Raw genomic sequence first — 18,078 nt, forward strand, 5'->3', positions numbered from 1 at the left:
GAGAGTGATTGACAAGTGAGTAAACGAGACTATTATGAGGTGCTTGGTGTTGAAAAGAATGCATCTAAGGACGAAATTAAAAAGGCTTATCGTAAGTTAGCAAAGAAGTACCACCCAGACTCAAATAAAGAAGAAGGCGCTGCGGATAAATTTAAAGAAGCTAAAGAAGCCTATGAAGTATTAGGGGATGAAAATAAGCGGGCACAATATGATCAGTTTGGTCATGCAGGTGCACAAAGCCAAGGTTTCGGTGGCTTTGGCGGAGCCCAAGATTTCGGTGGCGGTTTTGGTGATATCTTTGATATGTTCTTTGGGGGCGGTGGACGTAGACGCGATCCAAATGCGCCACAGCAAGGTGCTGATCTTCAGTATACAATGGTGTTAGATTTTGAAGAAGCGATTTTTGGTAAGGAAACGGACATTACCCTTCCTAAAGAGGAAACATGTGACACATGTTCTGGTTCTGGGGCAAAACCTGGAACAAAAACAAAGACATGTTCCCATTGTAATGGTTCAGGTCAACTAAATACGGAACAAAATACACCATTTGGTAAAGTGGTAAATCGTCGGGTTTGTCACCACTGTAATGGAACAGGAAAGATCATTCCAGAGAAATGTAATACATGTGGCGGATCAGGAAAAGTCAAAAAGCGTAGGACGATTCATATTACGATACCAGCTGGTATTGACGAAGGACAGCAAATCCGTGTAACAGGAAAAGGTGAACCAGGTGTAAATGGAGGGCCTCCAGGAGATTTATTTGTGGTTGTACAAATAAACCCTCATGAATTCTATCAACGGGAAGGTGACCATATTTTTTGCGAGCTTCCGTTAACATTTGCGCAAGCTGCACTTGGTGATGAACTCGAAGTTCCAACTGTGCATGGGAAAGTTAAACTGAAAATACCTGCGGGAACACAAACTGGTAAAACTTTTCGTATGAAAGGCAAAGGTGCTCCTAATGTTCGGGGCTATGGTTATGGAGATCAGCATATTAAAGTGAAGGTAATGACACCAACAAACTTAAGTGATCGTCAAAAAGAATTGTTACGGGAATTTAATGAAATTGGTGGGAATGAAGCTACCGATGAACAAGATAGTTCTTTATTTGAACGGTTTAAGAAAGCATTTAAAAGCGAGTAACGGTGCGGATTATCCCACCGTTTACATAATTTAATGAACAAACATTCAATAGTAAGAAGATAATTGATTAATGAAGAAATGGGTGGATCCATAATGAAATGGTCTGAACTCTGTATTCACACTACGAATGAAGCAATCGAGCCTATTTCCAATATTCTCCATGAAACAGGAGCAAGTGGGCTTGTAATTGAAGACCCGATGGACTTGGAAAGAGAGCATCCAACAACATTTGGGGAAGTTTTTGAATTAAATCCAGATGAGTATCCGGAAGAAGGTGTGTATATTAAAGCATATCTTCCAGTAAATAGTTTTTTAGGTGAAACGGTTGATGAGATTAAGCAAGCAATTAATAATCTCATGCTATATGATATTGATTTAGGAAGAAATCATATATCCCTAAGTGAAGTTCATGAGGAAGAATGGGCAACAGCGTGGAAGAAATATTATAAACCAGTTAAAATATCAAAGCATATTACCATTATACCAACATGGGAAGAGTATACTCCTGTAGACACGGACGAAGTAATTATTGAGCTGGATCCCGGTATGGCATTTGGAACCGGTACGCATCCAACGACGGTGTTGAGTATTCAAGCTTTAGAACAATTTCTGGCTGATGGCAACACAGTAATTGATGTCGGGTCAGGTTCAGGAGTACTTAGTATTGCTTCCGCATTACTTGGTGCAAGACAAGTATACGCATATGATTTAGATGATGTGGCGGTGAAGAGTACCGGTTTAAATGCGAAATTAAATAAACTTGATCAACAGATTCAGGTGAAGCAGAATAATTTACTAGATAACGTCAATATAGAAGCGGATGTTATTGTATCTAATATTTTGGCTGAAATTATCGTACGTTTTGTGAAAGAAGCATGGAATAACTTAAAACCGGGTGGATACTTTATCACTTCTGGAATAATTCAAAATAAAAAACAACTCGTAAAAACAGAACTAGAGAGTCAAGGGTTTCAGATTGTCGAAATGAATGAAATGGAAGAATGGATATCTATTGTAGCCCAAAAAGTGTAGTGTTATTTTTCCAAAAGTAGGTGGTGTAAGTGCAAAGATATTTTGTTCCTGCTGCAACATGGAGTGAGCAAACGATAAAAATCATTGGGGATGATGTTCATCATATCAAACGTGTGATGCGCTTCAAGGTTGGCGATCAGATTATATGCAGTCACCCTGATGGACATGCAGCAATTTGTAAGATTACTATTTTGGATAATAATGTAGTATATGTTGATATTGTAGAGTGGTTAGATCAGAATGTAGAATTACCTGTTGAAGTAACAATTGCTCAAGGGCTTCCGAAAGCAGATAAACTGGAAATGATTGTCCAAAAAGGGACGGAACTAGGAGCTTCCAATTTTATTCCTTTTCAAGCGAGTCGCTCCGTTGTAAAATGGGATGAAAAACGTCAGGATAAAAAATTAAAGCGATTGAGCAAAATTGTAAAGGAAGCTAGTGAGCAGAGTCACAGAAACAAAGTACCAATGATTTATCCAAATCAATCATTATCAGAACTTATTGATCTAGCCAGTAGCTATGACTTTAAAGTTTTTGCATATGAAGAAGAAGCTAAAACAAGTGAATATCATTCTTTAAGTAGTGTCTTAAAACAGGTAGGAGAACAACAGCGTATATTCGTTTGTATTGGGCCAGAAGGCGGATTTACAGAAGCAGAAGCTGTATCACTTAAAGATAATGGCTTTCAGGCAATTCGTCTAGGACCAAGAATATTACGTACAGAGACAGCATCCTTATATGCGCTTGCTTGTATTTCGTATCATTTTGAAGAAATGAGGTGTAATTAATGCCAACAGTAGCATTTCACACGTTGGGCTGTAAGGTTAATCATTATGAGACTGAAGGTATTTGGCGTATGTTTATGGATCATGGTTATGAACGCGTTGATTTTGATCATGATTCTGATGTGTATGTCATTAATACGTGCACAGTTACGAACACTGGGGATAAAAAGAGTAGACAAGTAATACGAAGAGCGATCCGAAAGAATCCCGATGCTATTGTGTGTGTAACTGGCTGTTATGCTCAAACATCGCCTGGTGAAATCATGGAGATTCCTGGTGTAGATGTAGTAGTAGGTACACAAGATCGAAAAAACATGATTGGTTATATCGAAGAACATAAAAAATCAAAAGAACCAATTAATGGTGTTTCAAATATTATGAAAAACAGAGTATTCGAAGAGATGGATGTACCAGAATTTACAGATCGAACAAGAGCCTCTCTAAAAATTCAAGAGGGCTGTAATAATTTCTGTACCTTCTGCATCATCCCATGGTCACGTGGATTGCTTCGTTCCAGAGAGCCGGAAAATGTCATAGCTCAAGCTCAAAAGCTTGTTGATGCTGGGTATAAGGAAATTGTTCTTACCGGAATTCATACAGCGGGTTATGGCGAAGATATGAAGGATTATAATTTTGCCATGCTATTACGTGACTTAGAGACAAAAGTAAGTGGTTTAAAACGTATCCGAATTTCATCTATTGAGGCGAGCCAAATTACAGATGAAGTTATCCAAGTGATGGATCAGTCTAAAAAGATTGTAAGACATTTGCATATTCCTTTGCAATCAGGTTCTGATTCTGTGTTGGCAAGAATGCGTAGGAAATATTCGACTGCTTATTATAAAGAAAAAGTTATGAAGTTAAAACAGGCTTTACCTGGTTTAGCAATTACTTCGGATGTTATTGTTGGATTCCCTGGAGAAACAGATGAGGAGTTTAATGAAACATATGAATATATAAAGGAAATTGGTTACTCTGAATTGCATGTATTCCCATTTTCACGTCGGACAGGTACACCGGCAGCCCGTATGAGTGATCAAATTGATGATGAAGTCAAAAATCAACGGGTTCATCAATTAATCGAATTATCGAATCAATTAGCCAAAGCATATGCATCTCAATACAATCATGAAGTTTTAGAGGTTATTCCTGAGGAACATTCAACTGATGATGAGAATCCAAATCGTTTAATAGGTTATACCGATAATTATTTAAAAGTAGAGTTTGAAGGAAATCCTGATATGATTGGTAAGCTAGTTCGAGTAAAAATAAACAAAGCTGGTTATCCTATTAATCAAGGTACTTTTGTCCGTGTACTTGACGATATCGTCTATTCAGAAGCAGCAAATTAATCAAAACCCGGCCATGGATGACCGGGTTTTCCTATTGATTAAAATAGAGATCATAGATTTTTTCCCCATTCCATGCTATGATACAAGAGGTACGTACAACAAAGGTAGGAAGGAAGATACTAATGATTGAGAATTTAGCTAAATATATTGACCATACACAATTAAAACCGGAAACTACAAAAGACAAAATTACTCAAATTGTTAATGAAGCAAAAGAACATGAGTTTGCCTCTGTATGTGTTAATCCATACTGGGTTCCATATTGCTATGAAGAATTAAAAGATACTTCAGTGAAGGTATGTACAGTAATTGGTTTTCCACTAGGGGCTACTTCTACGGAGGTAAAAGTAGCTGAAACGAAACAAGCGATTAAAGATGGTGCAACAGAAGTGGACATGGTAATAAATGTTGGAGCTTTGAAATCCGGAGATGATGCAGCAGTAAAAAGTGATATGGAACAAGTAGTAAATGCTGCAAGTGGCAAAGCGCTTTCCAAAGTAATTATTGAAACATCGTTACTTTCTAATGATGAGAAAATCCGTGCTTGTAAATTAGCTAAAGCATCAGGAGCTGATTTTGTTAAAACATCAACCGGTTTCTCTGGAGGCGGAGCTACAGTTGAAGATATTCGTTTAATGCGCGAAACAGTTGGACCTGATATGGGTGTGAAAGCTTCAGGAGGAGTTCGTGATCTTGAGACCACAAAAGCAATGATTGAAGCGGGAGCAACTCGTATAGGTGCAAGTGCTGGGGTTTCCATTTTACAAGGAGTGAAAAGCGACTCTGATTATTAATATATACTTGAGAGACGCTTGAAAATATCAGTTGACCAAAATAAAGGATTATATTATACTTTAAAAAGGCATGTGGAAAGTATGTCATATGCTAGTACAATCTGTTTTGTGCTTCGGAGGGAGGGAAATTAGCATGTCAAATACAACTCGCGTTCGTAAAAACGAGTCTCTTGAAGATGCTCTTCGTCGCTTTAAGCGTAGTGTATCAAAAAGCGGTACATTACAAGAATATCGCAAGCGTGAACACTATGAAAAACCAAGTGTCCGTCGCAAAAAGAAATCTGAGGCTGCTAGAAAGCGTAAATTCTAAAGAGGGTGCAAACGCATGACTTTACTTGAAAAATTGAATCAGGATATGAAACAAGCGATGAAGAATAAAGACAAAGATACGCTTAGTGTTATTCGCATGGTAAAAGCTTCGTTGCAAAATGAAGCGATTAAGCTTGGTAAAGAATCATTATCCGAAGACGAAGAAATTACAATATTGTCTAGAGAAGTTAAACAAAGAAAAGATTCCCTCCAAGAATTCAAATCAGCTGAACGCGAAGATCTTGTTCAAAAACTAGAAAACGAAATCAATATTTTGCAAGAATATATGCCGAAACAGCTTACTGATGAAGAGCTTGAGGCAGTTGTTCAGTCAACGATTCTAGAAGTCAATGCCACTTCTAAAAAAGATATGGGAAAAGTAATGAGCGCTATTATGCCTAAAGTAAAAGGTAAAGCAGATGGTTCTCAAATTAATAAACTTGTACAAAAACAGTTAAGTAACGAATAATTAAAAGCCCCTAATCAATACATTGATTAGGGGCTTTTTAATAAAATCTAAGAAAACGCTTAAGTTATTGCCATTAGTATCAATATAGATAGGCTTATGGTAAGATTAGGTGAGAAAGAATTGAAACCATTTTACGGTTTATTCGTATAAATAGTAATCCTATTGTAAGGGGGTGAACATATTTGCCTGGGCAGAAATTAATTACATATGTGATCTTGCTATTTGCTGTTTTACTTTTTGGATTTAACCAGGAAATGCAAGTAAGTGCAAAAGATGGGCAGGGTGAATCTGTCTATATCATACCGATTGAAAGGGAAGTAGAGAGAGGTCTCCAGGCTTTTCTGAGTCGAACAACAGAAGAGGCAGTGAAAGAAGGAGCAGACCATATTATATTTGAGATTAATACACCTGGTGGGAGAGTAGATTCTGCTAGTGAAATAGCTTCTCTTATTCAAGATCTTGAGATTCCCACTACATCGTTTGTTGTAAATCAAGCATTATCAGCAGGTTCATATATCGCTTTAAACACAGATTCGATTTATATGAAACCACAAGCTACAATGGGAGCAAGTGGCGTGATTAATTCTGATGGAACTGCAGCTGATCAAAAAGCGCAATCAGCTTGGATTGCCGCAATGAAAAGCGCTGCTGAATCAAAGGGAAGAGATCCGTTATATGCTGTTGCAATGGCTGACAAAAGCGTAGATCTACCAGAATTAAATGCGGGCGAAGGGGAATTCCTCACTTTAGATCCTTCATCAGCTTTAGAGGTAGGGTACTCTGAAGGGACAGTAGATGATCGTGTTGAATTGTTAAATGAGTTAGGACTTGCAAATGCTACTGTAGTAGAAAAAGAAGCTACGCTAGCAGAGGAAATTGCAAGGTTTTTAACGAATCCAGTAGTGATCCCAATCCTGCTATCTATTGCTAGTATTGGATTAGTAATCGAAGTATTTTCTCCAGGCTTTGGTATCCCTGGAATTATGGGGCTCATTTCGTTAATCCTTTTCTTCTATGGTCATATTGTTGCAGGACTAGCAGGTATGGAAGCAATTGTTTTACTCATACTAGGAGTTGTATTAATTATTGCTGAATTTTTTGTGCCAGGTGGAATTGTTGGGGTATTAGGTATCGGAGCCATTATCGTTTCCTTATTTATGTCTGGCTATGATCTTGGCCACATGTCAATGAGTATAGGAATTGCCTTTTTAGTTACTTTAATTATCGCGGTTATCTTATTTAGAAGAATAGGAATGGATAAAGGAGTTTTTCGACATATTATCTTAAAAGAACAAACCACTTCCGAACAAGGATATGTATCTGCTGAAAATCGGTTAGATTTAATAGGTTCAGCTGGAATCGTCGTTACGCCTTTACGTCCTGCTGGAACAGCTATGATTGACCAGGAGCGATTAGATGTGGTCTCAGAAGGTGGATTCATCGATGAAGGTCAACAAATCAAAGTAGTAAAAGTAGAAGGCGTACGAATTGTCGTCAGAAAAATCTAACGTATGTTTAACTTAGCACCAGTAGGAGGAACTATTGGGAAAAGTTTTTACATTATATAATTTACCTAGGAGGTATGGACATGGAATTACAAGAATTTATGCCGCTAATTATTATTGCGGTAATACTAATTGCTGTTGCAATTTTATTTACATTTATCCCTGTTATGTTATGGATTAGTGCATTAGCAGCAGGTGTAAAAGTTGGAATCTTTCAACTGGTTGGGATGCGGCTGCGAAGAGTAGTACCTAATCGAGTAATCAATCCGCTAATTAAAGCCCATAAAGCAGGTTTGAATGTGAAAACAAATCAACTAGAGAGCCATTATTTAGCTGGTGGTAACGTCGATCGGGTGGTCAATGCATTAATTGCAGCACATCGTGCAAATATTGAATTGCCATTTGAACGAGGTGCAGCAATCGACCTCGCTGGTCGTGATGTATTAGAAGCTGTTCAAATGAGTGTAAATCCTAAAGTAATCGAAACGCCATTTATTGCTGGTATAGCGATGGACGGTATAGAAGTGAAAGCAAAAGCTAGGATTACAGTTAGAGCGAATATTGACCGACTTGTCGGTGGTGCTGGTGAAGAAACGGTAATTGCCCGAGTTGGGGAAGGTGTTGTAAGTACAATCGGTAGCTCAGAAGCCCATACGCAAGTTTTAGAAAATCCAGACTCTATCTCTCATAATGTATTAAATCGCGGATTAGATGCAGGAACTGCATTTGAGATTTTGTCCATCGATATTGCAGATGTGGATATCGGTAAAAACATCGGAGCAATTTTACAAACAGACCAAGCAGAAGCAGATAAGAATATCGCCCAAGCAAAAGCTGAAGAACGTAGAGCAATGGCTGTTGCTCAAGAACAAGAAATGCTTGCACGTGTTCAAGAAATGCGTGCTAAAGTTGTTGAAGCAGAAGCAGATGTACCATTAGCACTGGCAGAAGCACTACGGTCAGGGAATCTAGGTGTCATGGATTATATGAATTACAAGAATATCGATGCTGATACAGATATGAGAGGGTCTATCGGAAAATTATCTGAAGACAATAATGAAGAAAATGATCATAAATAGATAAAGGTGGGGTTTGATGGATGCCTTGTCGAATTTAATTGAAGCTATTTTTAGTAATATCTTTATAATTTTTGTAATCATTGCTGGAATCATTGGTTTTCTTAGGGATGGCTGGAATAAAAATAGCGAGAAGGAAAGTAGCCCAAATCGGCCAAACCGAACTCCTCGTCCAATGAGAGATAATTCGAATCGTGACGCATCTTTCCCAACTACCAGTCAGCCACAAACCAGCTCGACGATTTCAGTAGAACAGCAGCATAAAGAGCAAATGGAAAGATTAGCTGGTCAAATGGGTGCTAATCGAAAAGTTGATCAATCGGAGAGTTACAACAAAGAGACAGCTTTTAATGATCTGACACGAAATGTTGAAAAAGAATTGACAGAACAACAGATTCGGTTGAAAAAACAAGTATCCAATAATTTGACGAAGAAAGGGTTAGTGAATGGCGTTATTATGGCTGAGGTGTTAGGAAAGCCAAGAGCATTGAAACCATATCAAAACGTGATATATGAAAGAAAAAAATAAACCGTCATTTTTTAATTCTCTTCACTCGTAAGTTTTTATACTTACGAGTGTTTTTTTGTTCATAATAATTGATCATTGAATATGAAATTGGCAAACAAACGTGTTTTTTGAGCGGATTATGTTCTTATCTCCTTCAAACTTTCATAAATATGAATGTGAGAGGGGGCTGCATTTGTGAAGAAACTGCAACAAGGAATCCGACCATGGTTAACAAAATATTTTGCACTTCCTTCAGATGTGGTACTTGAACTTCCTAGAATCACTGTGATTGGCCAATTGCATGTATATATTGAAAATCATAAGGGATTGGTTACATATTCGGATACAGAATTAAAATTAAGAGCAAATAACGGTTATATCCAAGTAACAGGATCAGCCTTTGTATTAAAGATGATGCTACCTGAAGAGATCTTACTAGAAGGAACAATAAGCGATATAAAATTCTTACCCGATGGATAAGGAGGAGGACATGAAGTATATCCAAGAATCAGCATTAACTGGTTATGTAACAATTGCAGTTACTGGGGAAAAACCGGAGTTGTTTTTCCAGCATTGTACAAGCTATGGGATACGTGTATGGGATGTCAGAAAAACCAAAAACGATGTTTGCGAGGGAAATATAAAGGTAAGTGATATAAAGCAAATTAAACAATTAAGAAGAAGAACACAATATAAAATCAGATTTAAACAACGAAAAGGCTATCCTTTTTTTATACGTAAATTACTTGGAAAAAAGGAATTATTGCTGGGATTCTTCTTAAGTATTTTACTAATTTTATTTCTATCCAATATTCTATGGGAAGTTAAAATAACGGGAGTACCTAAAGATATTGAAGAGAAAATTAATAAGCAGTTAAATCAATATGGAATTCATCCTGGAACATGGATATTTTCTTTAGAGTCACCGAAAGAAATTCAACAACAATTATTAGATGATGTTCCTGAATTATTATGGGTAGGTATTGATCAAAAAGGGACAACCTTCTATTTAGAGGGAGTTGAAAAGGTTGTTGTAAAAGAAGAAGAAACACCTGGTCCTAGAAATCTAATTGCCTCCAAAAAAGGGATTATCAAAAACATGTATGTAACAAAGGGTGTTCCTCAGGTACATGTTAATGACTATGTAGAACCGGGAGATCTTTTAGTATCTGGAAATATGGGTGTGAATGAGGAAGCAGAACGAGAAGATGATGAGCATAAACAAGTAGGTTATGTAGCAGCAGATGGAGAGATAATGGCCACAACTTGGTATGAAGTGAAAGTTTCTGTTCCTCTACAAGCTAATACGGAACAGTTGACGGGAAATCAAGAAAAGAAATTTCATCTAGGTTTTGGAGATTTCCGGGTGCCTATCTGGGGATTTGGGTCGACAGAGTTTGAAAATACGCACCGAGAAATTTCAGAAGAACCAATTCGATTTTTTAAGTGGGAACTTCCTGTTAAACTTATTGAAACCTTAGTAAGTGAAAAAACGTATGATAAACAGAAAAGAACAAAAAATGAAGCTGTCGAAGCAGGGATAAACCAGGCAAAAGAAGAATTGAGATTACGGCTAGGACCAAAGGCTCGAATTGTATCTGAAAAAGTTTTGCATGAATCATTAGAGAATGGTAAAGTTAAACTAAACTTATATATGACTGTAGAAGAAAATATTGTTGAAACACAACCTTTACGTCAAGGAGATTGAGTATGCCAGAAAATCTTACTGAGATTGATTTACAACTTTCAAATCCAAATGAGGCATTAGCATTATTTGGCACAAATGACAAGAATCTTTTTCAATTAGAAGAATTACTTAACATTTCGATTGTAACAAGAGGCGAACAAGTTCGGGTGTCTGGAGATAAAGAAGCAATAGATCTTGTTCAAGACATACTATTAACGTTGCTTTCGGTTATTCGTAAAGGATTAAGCATAACTGAACGAGATGTAGTATATGCAGTCGAGTTAGCTAAAAAAGGGAAATTAAATCAATTTGAAACATTGTATGAAGATGAAATTACGAAAAATGCAAAGGGAAAATCAATACGGGTAAAAACGCTAGGACAACGCAATTATATAGCGTCAATAAAAGCAAATGATCTTGTATTTGGGATAGGGCCTGCAGGTACTGGTAAAACTTATTTAGCAGTTGTTATGGCAGTTCATGCTTTAAAAAACGGATTAGTAAAGCGTATTATCTTAACGAGACCAGCTGTAGAAGCTGGAGAGAGTTTGGGTTTTTTACCTGGAGATTTAAAAGAAAAAGTAGATCCATATCTAAGGCCATTATATGATGCGTTACATGATGTGTTAGGTGCAGAGCACACGATTCGATTAATTGAACGAGATACAATTGAAATTGCTCCGCTAGCATATATGCGTGGTAGAACGCTGGATGATGCATTTGTCATATTGGATGAAGCACAGAACACAACCCCTGAACAAATGAAAATGTTCTTAACTCGCTTGGGATTTGGATCCAAGATGGTAATCACCGGAGATATTACTCAAATTGACTTACCTAAAGGGGTTCAATCTGGTCTGCATGCTGCTAGCCATTTATTGAATGGGGTGAAGGGAATAGGATTCGTATATCTGGAACAAAATGATGTTGTACGTCATCCTTTGGTTCAACGTATCATAGAAGCTTATGAACAAGGAAATAAATGAACCAGAATGTAAGACCCTTTGTAGATGGGTCTTATTTCTGTATTTTCCTGGTTAAAAGGGGGTAGAAACAATTGTTTAAAAAGAGATTCAATGTTTCTGCATGGATAAAGAAAAGCTCTAATAAATGGCTGATGATTATTCTTTCTACTATATTACTAGCAGTATTCTTTTTTGTAATGACGATTAATAATGTACATACCGAAACGTATGAAATTGAGCGTTTTAGCAGAGCACAGGAGACTATTCGTTCGCCAGTTACGATGGAGAATGAACAAGAAACAGAACGGAAAACGAGAGAAACTGTCCAAGCAGTAGAAGACAGGTATGATATTGATCAAGAAATTACGGACGAACGAGTTGCTTATGTAAATGAACTTTTTGATGCGGTGAATAAGTTAGATCAAGATATTGGCGCTGGACAAGACAATTCAGAAGATGCTTCTTCACCACCTCTTTCAAATCAGGAAAAGGTACAACGATTAAAGCAAATCTTGTCACCAGAAATTACCGAAGGAATAAGTGATGATTTATTGTCTCAGTTAGTGGAAATCCCAGAAAATGATCGAAACAATGGAAAGAAGCTTTTCTTGGAATCGCTAACAGAAACAATGAACAATGGCGTACGAACAGAGAATACCCAGAGTGCGATCACCAGTATTAATCAAACTATTAAATATGAAGCGTTGAATACAGATATAAAAAACGTGTTAACGAGTTTAACGGAATTCGCTGTGGTTGAAAACTCCTTTTTCGATGTGGATAAAACAGCAAATGCTAGGAAAGAAGCTGCTAGTAGTGTTGACCCTGTAGTTATTAGAGCAGGAGAAATTATTGTTCGGGAAGAACAAATAATCACAAATGAGATTTATGAAAAACTGGACTTAGTAGGTGTACTAGATAAGGAACGTAATCTATTCCCCGGCATTGGCTTATCTCTACTTATTTTTCTGATTTGCTTTATCATTGCACATGAAATGAATTGGGTAGCTAAACATCATCAATTAGATCGAGGAAAAATAATTTCAATTGTACTAATTAGTATAATCATCCTTTCGTTGATGAAAATCGTTAGTATCTATACAACGCAAGTAAATCAATTATTTTATGTAATGCCAATAGCTACTGGGGCATTATTAATTAAGCAATTAATACATGAACGGTCTGCGATTGTCCTCAGTGGCTTGTACGCTATTTTAGGTAGTGTTATTTTTAATAATCAAATACCAGGATCACTTCATGTGGAAGCAGGAATCTATTTCTTTCTTTCCCAAATAGCAGCAATCATCCTCTTAATGAATGTGAAAGATCGACTTGCGATTGTTAAAGCAGGGTTAGGTATTGGTATTACTAATATGATTATTGTCGTATTATTTATATTTCTCTCGTTCGAAAAGTACGCCTTATCCGATATTTTTATCCAAACATCCTTTGCTGCGGCTTCAGCTTTTTTATCAGCCGTATTAACAATAGGGTTGCTGCCATTTTTTGAAACATCATTAGGAATCCTCTCGGACATCAAATTATTACAGTTATCGAGTCCAAATCAACCGTTATTAAAAAAACTGCTGACGGAGGCGCCAGGTACATATCACCATTCTGTTATGGTCGCAAATTTAAGTGAGACAGCATGTGAAGCTATTGGTGCGAATGGCTTGCTTGCGAGGGTAGGTGCATATTATCATGATGTTGGGAAGACTGTGCGTCCACATTATTTTATTGAAAATCAACTTGCAATAAAAAACCCTCATGATACCATTACTCCTGAGGAGAGTGCTAAAATCATTATTAATCATCCATATGATGGCGCAGAAATGTTAAGTAAACACCGTCTTCCAGAAGAAATCATTGATATTGCTAAACAACATCATGGTACATCCTTATTAAAGTTCTTTTATATCAAAGAACAAGGAAAAAACCCAGCAGTTACAGAGGATCAATTTCGTTATCCAGGACCGAAACCACAGTCGTCAGAATCCGCTATTATTAGTATTTGTGATTCAGTTGAAGCAGCTGTCCGTTCATTAAAAGAACCAACAGAAGTTAAAATTGAGGAAATTGTAACATCAATCATTAATAATAAAATGACTGACGGTCAACTTGATGATTGCCCACTAACATTAAAGGAAATAAATATAATACAACGAACGATATGTAATACATTGAAAGGTATTTTTCATTCTCGCATACAATATCCGATGAAGGAGGCAAAATAAGTGTATATTGATTTTCATGATAAAACCAACTCTGTACCGAGTGATTATATTGATATGATTCAACGCTTGGTAACCTTTGCAGCTGAAAAAGAAGGTATTACCCAAGAAGCGGAAGTATCCATTAATTTTGTGAGTAATAAGGAGATTCAAGAAATTAATCGAAATTATAGACAAAAGAACACACCAACAGATGTAATCTCTTTTGCAATGCAAGAGACTGGAGAAGGTGAAATAGACATTATTGATGAAGATTTACCGTTATTATTAGGTGATATTGTTATTTCTATTGAAAAAGCAAAAGAACAAGCAGAGGAATATAATCACTCATTAGAAAGAGAATTAGGTTTTCTAACGATTCATGGCTTTCTTCATCTTTTAGGATATGATCATATGTCAAAAGAGGATGAACAAAACATGTTTGCAAAACAAGATCAATTATTAGGTGAGTTTGGAATTGAAAGATAAAAAATGGTCGATTGGCTTTTCCTATGCTTGGGAGGGTATCGTTCAAGTAGTTAAATTGGAACGTAACTTTCAAATTCATTTAATAACGGCCCTTCTTGTCATTATTGCAGGGTTCATTCTTGGATTATCTAGAATGGAATGGATATTTATTGTAATAGCAATTGGTATTGTCTTAATTGCTGAAATGATTAATAGTACAATTGAAAGAATCATGGATTACATCAAGCCAGATATTCACCCAGCAGCCAAACAAATTAAAGATATGGCTGCTGGAGGTGTGTTGATCGCGGCAGTAGCAGCTTTTATAATTGGACTGTTTATATTTATTCCCAACATCATTGCTTTATTTTAGCTCCCTGAAGCCCCCAATTGTTGGTTAATATCCAACAATTGGGGGTAATTTATTATTGATTCACTATTTTAAGGAAAATACAAAATTTGCGTTTACAGGGTAATTATCCGTGAATTTTGTCTAGAGAAGTGCTATTTTAATAAAAGAACCAAAAGTTTTTAAAGCTTTTGTCGATTGCATGAAACAGAAGCTTATTTGTAGTATGATATGGATAAAACATTTGAAATACGTCGTGGAGGAAGCAACATGGAATATAGTTTTAAATCCGGATTTATAGCAATTATTGGTAGACCAAATGTTGGGAAATCTACATTTATGAATAGAGTGATTGGCCAAAAAATTGCAATTATGAGTGATAAGCCACAAACCACAAGAAACAAGATTCAAGGCGTGTTAACAGAAGAGCATTCTCAAATTATTTTTATTGATACACCTGGAATTCATAAACCAAAGCATCGACTTGGGGACTTCATGGTAAAAACTGCTGAAAATACGTTGAATGAAGTAGATGCTATTTTATTTATGATCAATGCTAGTGAAGGTCACGGCAAAGGGGATCAATATATTATCGAGCGTCTGCATCAAGTAAAAAGACCAGTTTATTTAATTATTAATAAAATTGATCTTGTTCATCCAGATGATTTGTTACCTTTAATAGATCAATATAAAGAAAAATATGCATTCGCAGAGATTATTCCCATTTCTGCTTTGCAAGGGAATAATGTGGATCATATGCTGGAAGTCCTCAAGAAAGATCTTCCAGAAGGACCGCAATATTACCCTGAAGACCAAATTACTGACCACCCAGAAAGATTTGTTATGCAAGAACTAATACGAGAAAAAGTATTGCAACTAACTAGGGAAGAAGTACCGCACTCGATAGCTGTTGTGCTGGAGCAGATGGAAAAAGCAGACGATCAGAAATTATATATACAAGCTACAATTGTAACCGAAAGAAAAACCCAAAAAGGAATACTGATTGGTAAGCATGGAAGTATGTTGAAAAATATTGGGAAAGCAGCTCGAGAAGATATTGAAAAATTACTAGGTACAAAAGTGTACTTAGAGCTTTGGGTAAAAGTTAAAAAGGATTGGAGAAACAAGCAAAATCAGCTATATGAATACGGTTTTCGAAGCGATGAATATTAAACATGGTAAATTTTTATACTAATTGTTTTTAGTGTTGTGGTGATTCTAAGTAGTAAGTTACATTTTCAAACATTAAAGAAAGGTGGGTTTTCTTGTGATTGATTTAACCTGGAAATTATTCAGCCAAACAGGAAACATTGAAACCTATTTATTGATGAAAGAGTTAGAAAATGAACGGAAAAATGAAGTAACCCAGCATGAAGGTCAAAAAATAACACCATTAGATACCAATTAGTAAAGAATTGAAAACGTGTAAGAATAGATGAGGCAAAGGTGAATCTATGTGCTTGAAAAAATAGAAGGTATTGTATTAAAGACAAATGACTATGGGGAAACGCATAAAATTGTCACGATATATAGTAAGAAATTAGGTAAACTTTCCGCCATCGCTCGTGGTGCAAAAAAACCGAAAAGTCGAATGGCTGCCGTAACGCAGCCATTCATCTATGCACAATTCTTTGTTTATGTTAATAGTGGCTTGAGCACTATCCAACAAGGGGAAGTTATTGATTCATTTCGAAAAATCCGAGAGGACATCATTAAAACGGCATATGCTGCATATATTATTGAACTTACGGATAAGTTACTGGATGACAAAAAGCCAGATCTAACTATATTCCATCAATTGCATGAAACCATGACTTGGATTGCTGAAAATGAGGAACCTAGTATTCCCATGATGATGTATGAATTAAAACTATATGCAAAAGGTGGGTTTGCGCCATTAGTAAGTCGTTGCAGTAATTGCGGCAATCGGAATTCTCCGTTTGTATTTTCGATTACTGAGGGTGGGTTGCTCTGCAGGGAATGTAGAAGAATGGATCCGGAAGCCATCCCGTTACCTAATGCTGTAGCTAAATTATTACATATTTTTGCAACAGTTAACTTACAGCAGGTGGGAACTATTTCGATTAAAAACGAGAATAAACGCTTGTTACGTCAACTGTTAGATGCTTATTATGATTATTATGGCGGCTATTTTATCAAGTCACGGAAATTTTTAAATCAACTGGATTTATTAAAATAAGTTGACATGACAAGGATAAATGACGTATTATTTGTACATAAAATGATACGATAACATTGCTGTGAAAAAGAAAAGTACCTTTTGTATCCTTGTAAAGCGAGTCCAGATTGGTGAGAGCTGGATGATGGAACAAAGGGGAAGGGCGCTTTGGAGCAATGCAAATAAAGTGGCTCTTTAAGAGAGCAAATAGGGTGGAACCGCGGTTGATCCCCGTCCCTATGTCCCGTTTAGAGACATAGAGACGGGGATATTTATTTGCAAAGAGCAGTTTCTCTAAGGGTTCATTCACCTTATAGGTGAAATAGCTGCTGAGAAGCGAATAATTCGTAATGGAGGATATGTGATTAATGACTATTCAAGAAATGATATTAACATTGCAAAAACATTGGTCTGAACAAAATTGTATTATTATGCAGGCGTATGATGTAGAAAAAGGAGCAGGGACAATGTCTCCAATGACATTATTACGTAGTCTTGGACCAGAGCCTTGGAATGTTGCTTATGTGGAACCTTCAAGACGGCCTGCAGATGGTAGGTATGGTAATAACCCTAACCGACTTTATCAGCATCATCAATTTCAAGTAATTATGAAGCCTTCTCCTGATAATATCCAAGAACTATACCTTGAATCCTTGAAAAAATTAGGTATTAATCCACTTGAACATGATATTCGGTTTGTGGAGGACAATTGGGAAAACCCTACTCTTGGCGCTGCTGGTCTGGGCTGGGAAGTATGGCTAGATGGAATGGAAATTACTCAATTCACCTATTTCCAACAAATAGGGGGCTTAGAAGCGAATCCTGTGGCAGTAGAGCTTACGTATGGCATTGAACGGCTTGCATCTTATATCCAGGATAAAGAAAATGTCTTTGATTTGGAATGGACGACAGGTGTAACCGTAGAGGATATCTTTTATCAACCAGAATACGAGCATTCGAAATATACATTTGAAGAATCAAATACAGAAATGCTATTTGACTTATTTACAAAATATGAAAAGGAAGCGAAAGAAACGATGGATAAGGGTTTAGTATTCCCGGCATATGACTATGTTTTAAAATGCTCCCATACGTTTAACCTCCTAGATGCAAAAGGTGTTATATCCGTTACAGAGCGTACTGGATATATAACTAGAATTCGTAATCTAGCTCGTAGTATAGCGAAAGCTTACGTTGCAGAAAGAGAACGTCTTGGTTTCCCGATGTTGCAAAAGGAGGAAAAATAA

The 18,078-nt window shown here is 36.6% G+C and carries 20 protein-coding genes and 1 other annotated feature; all 20 genes read left to right on the forward strand.

Annotated elements, in window-relative coordinates; genetic code table 11:
• Nucleotides 1-15: 15 nt before the first annotated feature.
• The 20 genes from dnaJ (at nt 16) to glyQ (ending at nt 18,078) form a co-directional block, all read left to right on the forward strand.
• Entirely contained in the window at nt 16-1,143 is a 1,128-nt protein-coding gene (gene dnaJ / locus BN990_RS09110) for a molecular chaperone DnaJ (RefSeq protein ID WP_021291070.1), read from the forward strand.
• A 93-nt stretch (nt 1,144-1,236) separates the two neighbouring features.
• Complete coding sequence (gene prmA, locus BN990_RS09115; protein WP_021291071.1) at nt 1,237-2,175, forward strand: 50S ribosomal protein L11 methyltransferase; 939 nt, start codon at nt 1,237-1,239, stop codon at nt 2,173-2,175.
• A 29-nt stretch (nt 2,176-2,204) separates the two neighbouring features.
• Nucleotides 2,205-2,963: a 16S rRNA (uracil(1498)-N(3))-methyltransferase gene (locus tag BN990_RS09120; RefSeq protein WP_021291072.1), complete on the forward strand. Its 759-nt coding sequence runs from the start codon at nt 2,205-2,207 to the stop codon at nt 2,961-2,963.
• Entirely contained in the window at nt 2,963-4,312 is a 1,350-nt protein-coding gene (mtaB, locus tag BN990_RS09125) for a tRNA (N(6)-L-threonylcarbamoyladenosine(37)-C(2))-methylthiotransferase MtaB (RefSeq protein WP_021291073.1), read from the forward strand. The genes BN990_RS09120 and mtaB overlap by 1 nt, the downstream gene beginning before the upstream one ends.
• Before the next feature lie 122 nt (nt 4,313-4,434).
• The gene (gene deoC, locus BN990_RS09130; RefSeq protein WP_038243718.1) at nt 4,435-5,106 is read left to right on the forward strand and encodes a deoxyribose-phosphate aldolase; all 672 of its coding nucleotides are present in this window, start codon (nt 4,435-4,437) and stop codon (nt 5,104-5,106) included.
• Nucleotides 5,107-5,239: 133 nt separating this feature from the next.
• The gene (rpsU, locus tag BN990_RS09135) at nt 5,240-5,416 is read left to right on the forward strand and encodes a 30S ribosomal protein S21 (protein ID WP_019377991.1); all 177 of its coding nucleotides are present in this window, start codon (nt 5,240-5,242) and stop codon (nt 5,414-5,416) included.
• A 15-nt stretch (nt 5,417-5,431) separates the two neighbouring features.
• Nucleotides 5,432-5,884 (forward strand): GatB/YqeY domain-containing protein, encoded by a 453-nt coding sequence (locus BN990_RS09140; protein WP_021291075.1) that lies wholly within the window; start codon nt 5,432-5,434, stop codon nt 5,882-5,884.
• A 182-nt stretch (nt 5,885-6,066) separates the two neighbouring features.
• Nucleotides 6,067-7,392 (forward strand): NfeD family protein, encoded by a 1,326-nt coding sequence (locus BN990_RS09145; protein WP_021291076.1) that lies wholly within the window; start codon nt 6,067-6,069, stop codon nt 7,390-7,392.
• A gap of 80 nt (nt 7,393-7,472) precedes the next feature.
• Complete coding sequence (gene floA / locus BN990_RS09150) at nt 7,473-8,468, forward strand: flotillin-like protein FloA (protein ID WP_021291077.1); 996 nt, start codon at nt 7,473-7,475, stop codon at nt 8,466-8,468.
• A 16-nt stretch (nt 8,469-8,484) separates the two neighbouring features.
• Nucleotides 8,485-8,994, forward strand: coding sequence for a hypothetical protein (locus BN990_RS09155; RefSeq protein WP_038243729.1), 510 nt, complete (start codon nt 8,485-8,487; stop codon nt 8,992-8,994).
• Nucleotides 8,995-9,168: 174 nt separating this feature from the next.
• Nucleotides 9,169-9,453: a sporulation protein YqfC gene (gene yqfC, locus BN990_RS09160; protein ID WP_021291079.1), complete on the forward strand. Its 285-nt coding sequence runs from the start codon at nt 9,169-9,171 to the stop codon at nt 9,451-9,453.
• 10 nt (nt 9,454-9,463) lie between these two features.
• Nucleotides 9,464-10,681 carry a sporulation protein YqfD gene (yqfD, locus tag BN990_RS09165; protein WP_021291080.1) on the forward strand — a complete coding sequence of 406 codons (1,218 nt, stop codon included), beginning with the start codon at nt 9,464-9,466 and terminating at the stop codon, nt 10,679-10,681.
• A gap of 2 nt (nt 10,682-10,683) precedes the next feature.
• The gene (locus BN990_RS09170) at nt 10,684-11,646 is read left to right on the forward strand and encodes a PhoH family protein (protein WP_038243733.1); all 963 of its coding nucleotides are present in this window, start codon (nt 10,684-10,686) and stop codon (nt 11,644-11,646) included.
• A 131-nt stretch (nt 11,647-11,777) separates the two neighbouring features.
• A complete protein-coding gene (locus tag BN990_RS09175) occupies nt 11,778-13,859 on the forward strand; it encodes an HD family phosphohydrolase (protein ID WP_051170069.1) in 2,082 nt (693 codons plus the stop codon).
• Complete coding sequence (gene ybeY, locus BN990_RS09180; RefSeq protein WP_021291083.1) at nt 13,860-14,324, forward strand: rRNA maturation RNase YbeY; 465 nt, start codon at nt 13,860-13,862, stop codon at nt 14,322-14,324.
• Complete coding sequence (locus tag BN990_RS09185) at nt 14,314-14,676, forward strand: diacylglycerol kinase family protein (RefSeq protein WP_021291084.1); 363 nt, start codon at nt 14,314-14,316, stop codon at nt 14,674-14,676. The genes ybeY and BN990_RS09185 overlap by 11 nt, the downstream gene beginning before the upstream one ends.
• 246 nt (nt 14,677-14,922) lie before the next feature.
• Nucleotides 14,923-15,825, forward strand: coding sequence for a GTPase Era (gene era / locus BN990_RS09190; protein ID WP_021291085.1), 903 nt, complete (start codon nt 14,923-14,925; stop codon nt 15,823-15,825).
• Nucleotides 15,826-15,919: 94 nt separating this feature from the next.
• Nucleotides 15,920-16,060, forward strand: a complete 141-nt coding sequence (locus tag BN990_RS21875) for a YqzL family protein (RefSeq protein ID WP_021291086.1) — start codon at nt 15,920-15,922, stop codon at nt 16,058-16,060.
• A gap of 48 nt (nt 16,061-16,108) precedes the next feature.
• Complete coding sequence (gene recO / locus BN990_RS09195) at nt 16,109-16,852, forward strand: DNA repair protein RecO (RefSeq protein WP_021291087.1); 744 nt, start codon at nt 16,109-16,111, stop codon at nt 16,850-16,852.
• A 52-nt stretch (nt 16,853-16,904) separates the two neighbouring features.
• Nucleotides 16,905-17,073 (forward strand) — a binding site (T-box leader).
• A 126-nt stretch (nt 17,074-17,199) separates the two neighbouring features.
• Nucleotides 17,200-18,078: a glycine--tRNA ligase subunit alpha gene (gene glyQ, locus BN990_RS09200; RefSeq protein ID WP_021291088.1), complete on the forward strand. Its 879-nt coding sequence runs from the start codon at nt 17,200-17,202 to the stop codon at nt 18,076-18,078.

The organism is Virgibacillus salexigens, from assembly GCF_000723585.1.
GTDB lineage: Bacteria > Bacillota > Bacilli > Bacillales > Amphibacillaceae > Virgibacillus > Virgibacillus salexigens.

What these genes read in the sequence shown, in the direction of transcription:
- BN990_RS09175 (WP_051170069.1), top strand. Translation starts at nt 11,778, where the DNA reads ATGATTATTCTTTCTACTATATTACTAGCAGTATTCTTTTTTGTAATG.
- glyQ (WP_021291088.1), top strand. Translation starts at nt 17,200, where the DNA reads ATGACTATTCAAGAAATGATATTAACATTGCAAAAACATTGGTCTGAA.
- BN990_RS09140 (WP_021291075.1), top strand. Translation starts at nt 5,432, where the DNA reads ATGACTTTACTTGAAAAATTGAATCAGGATATGAAACAAGCGATGAAG.
- mtaB (WP_021291073.1), top strand. Translation starts at nt 2,963, where the DNA reads ATGCCAACAGTAGCATTTCACACGTTGGGCTGTAAGGTTAATCATTAT.
- yqfD (WP_021291080.1), top strand. Translation starts at nt 9,464, where the DNA reads ATGAAGTATATCCAAGAATCAGCATTAACTGGTTATGTAACAATTGCA.
- rpsU (WP_019377991.1), top strand. Translation starts at nt 5,240, where the DNA reads ATGTCAAATACAACTCGCGTTCGTAAAAACGAGTCTCTTGAAGATGCT.
- deoC (WP_038243718.1), top strand. Translation starts at nt 4,435, where the DNA reads ATGATTGAGAATTTAGCTAAATATATTGACCATACACAATTAAAACCG.
- BN990_RS09155 (WP_038243729.1), top strand. Translation starts at nt 8,485, where the DNA reads ATGGATGCCTTGTCGAATTTAATTGAAGCTATTTTTAGTAATATCTTT.
- era (WP_021291085.1), top strand. Translation starts at nt 14,923, where the DNA reads ATGGAATATAGTTTTAAATCCGGATTTATAGCAATTATTGGTAGACCA.
- floA (WP_021291077.1), top strand. Translation starts at nt 7,473, where the DNA reads ATGGAATTACAAGAATTTATGCCGCTAATTATTATTGCGGTAATACTA.
- prmA (WP_021291071.1), top strand. Translation starts at nt 1,237, where the DNA reads ATGAAATGGTCTGAACTCTGTATTCACACTACGAATGAAGCAATCGAG.
- BN990_RS09170 (WP_038243733.1), top strand. Translation starts at nt 10,684, where the DNA reads ATGCCAGAAAATCTTACTGAGATTGATTTACAACTTTCAAATCCAAAT.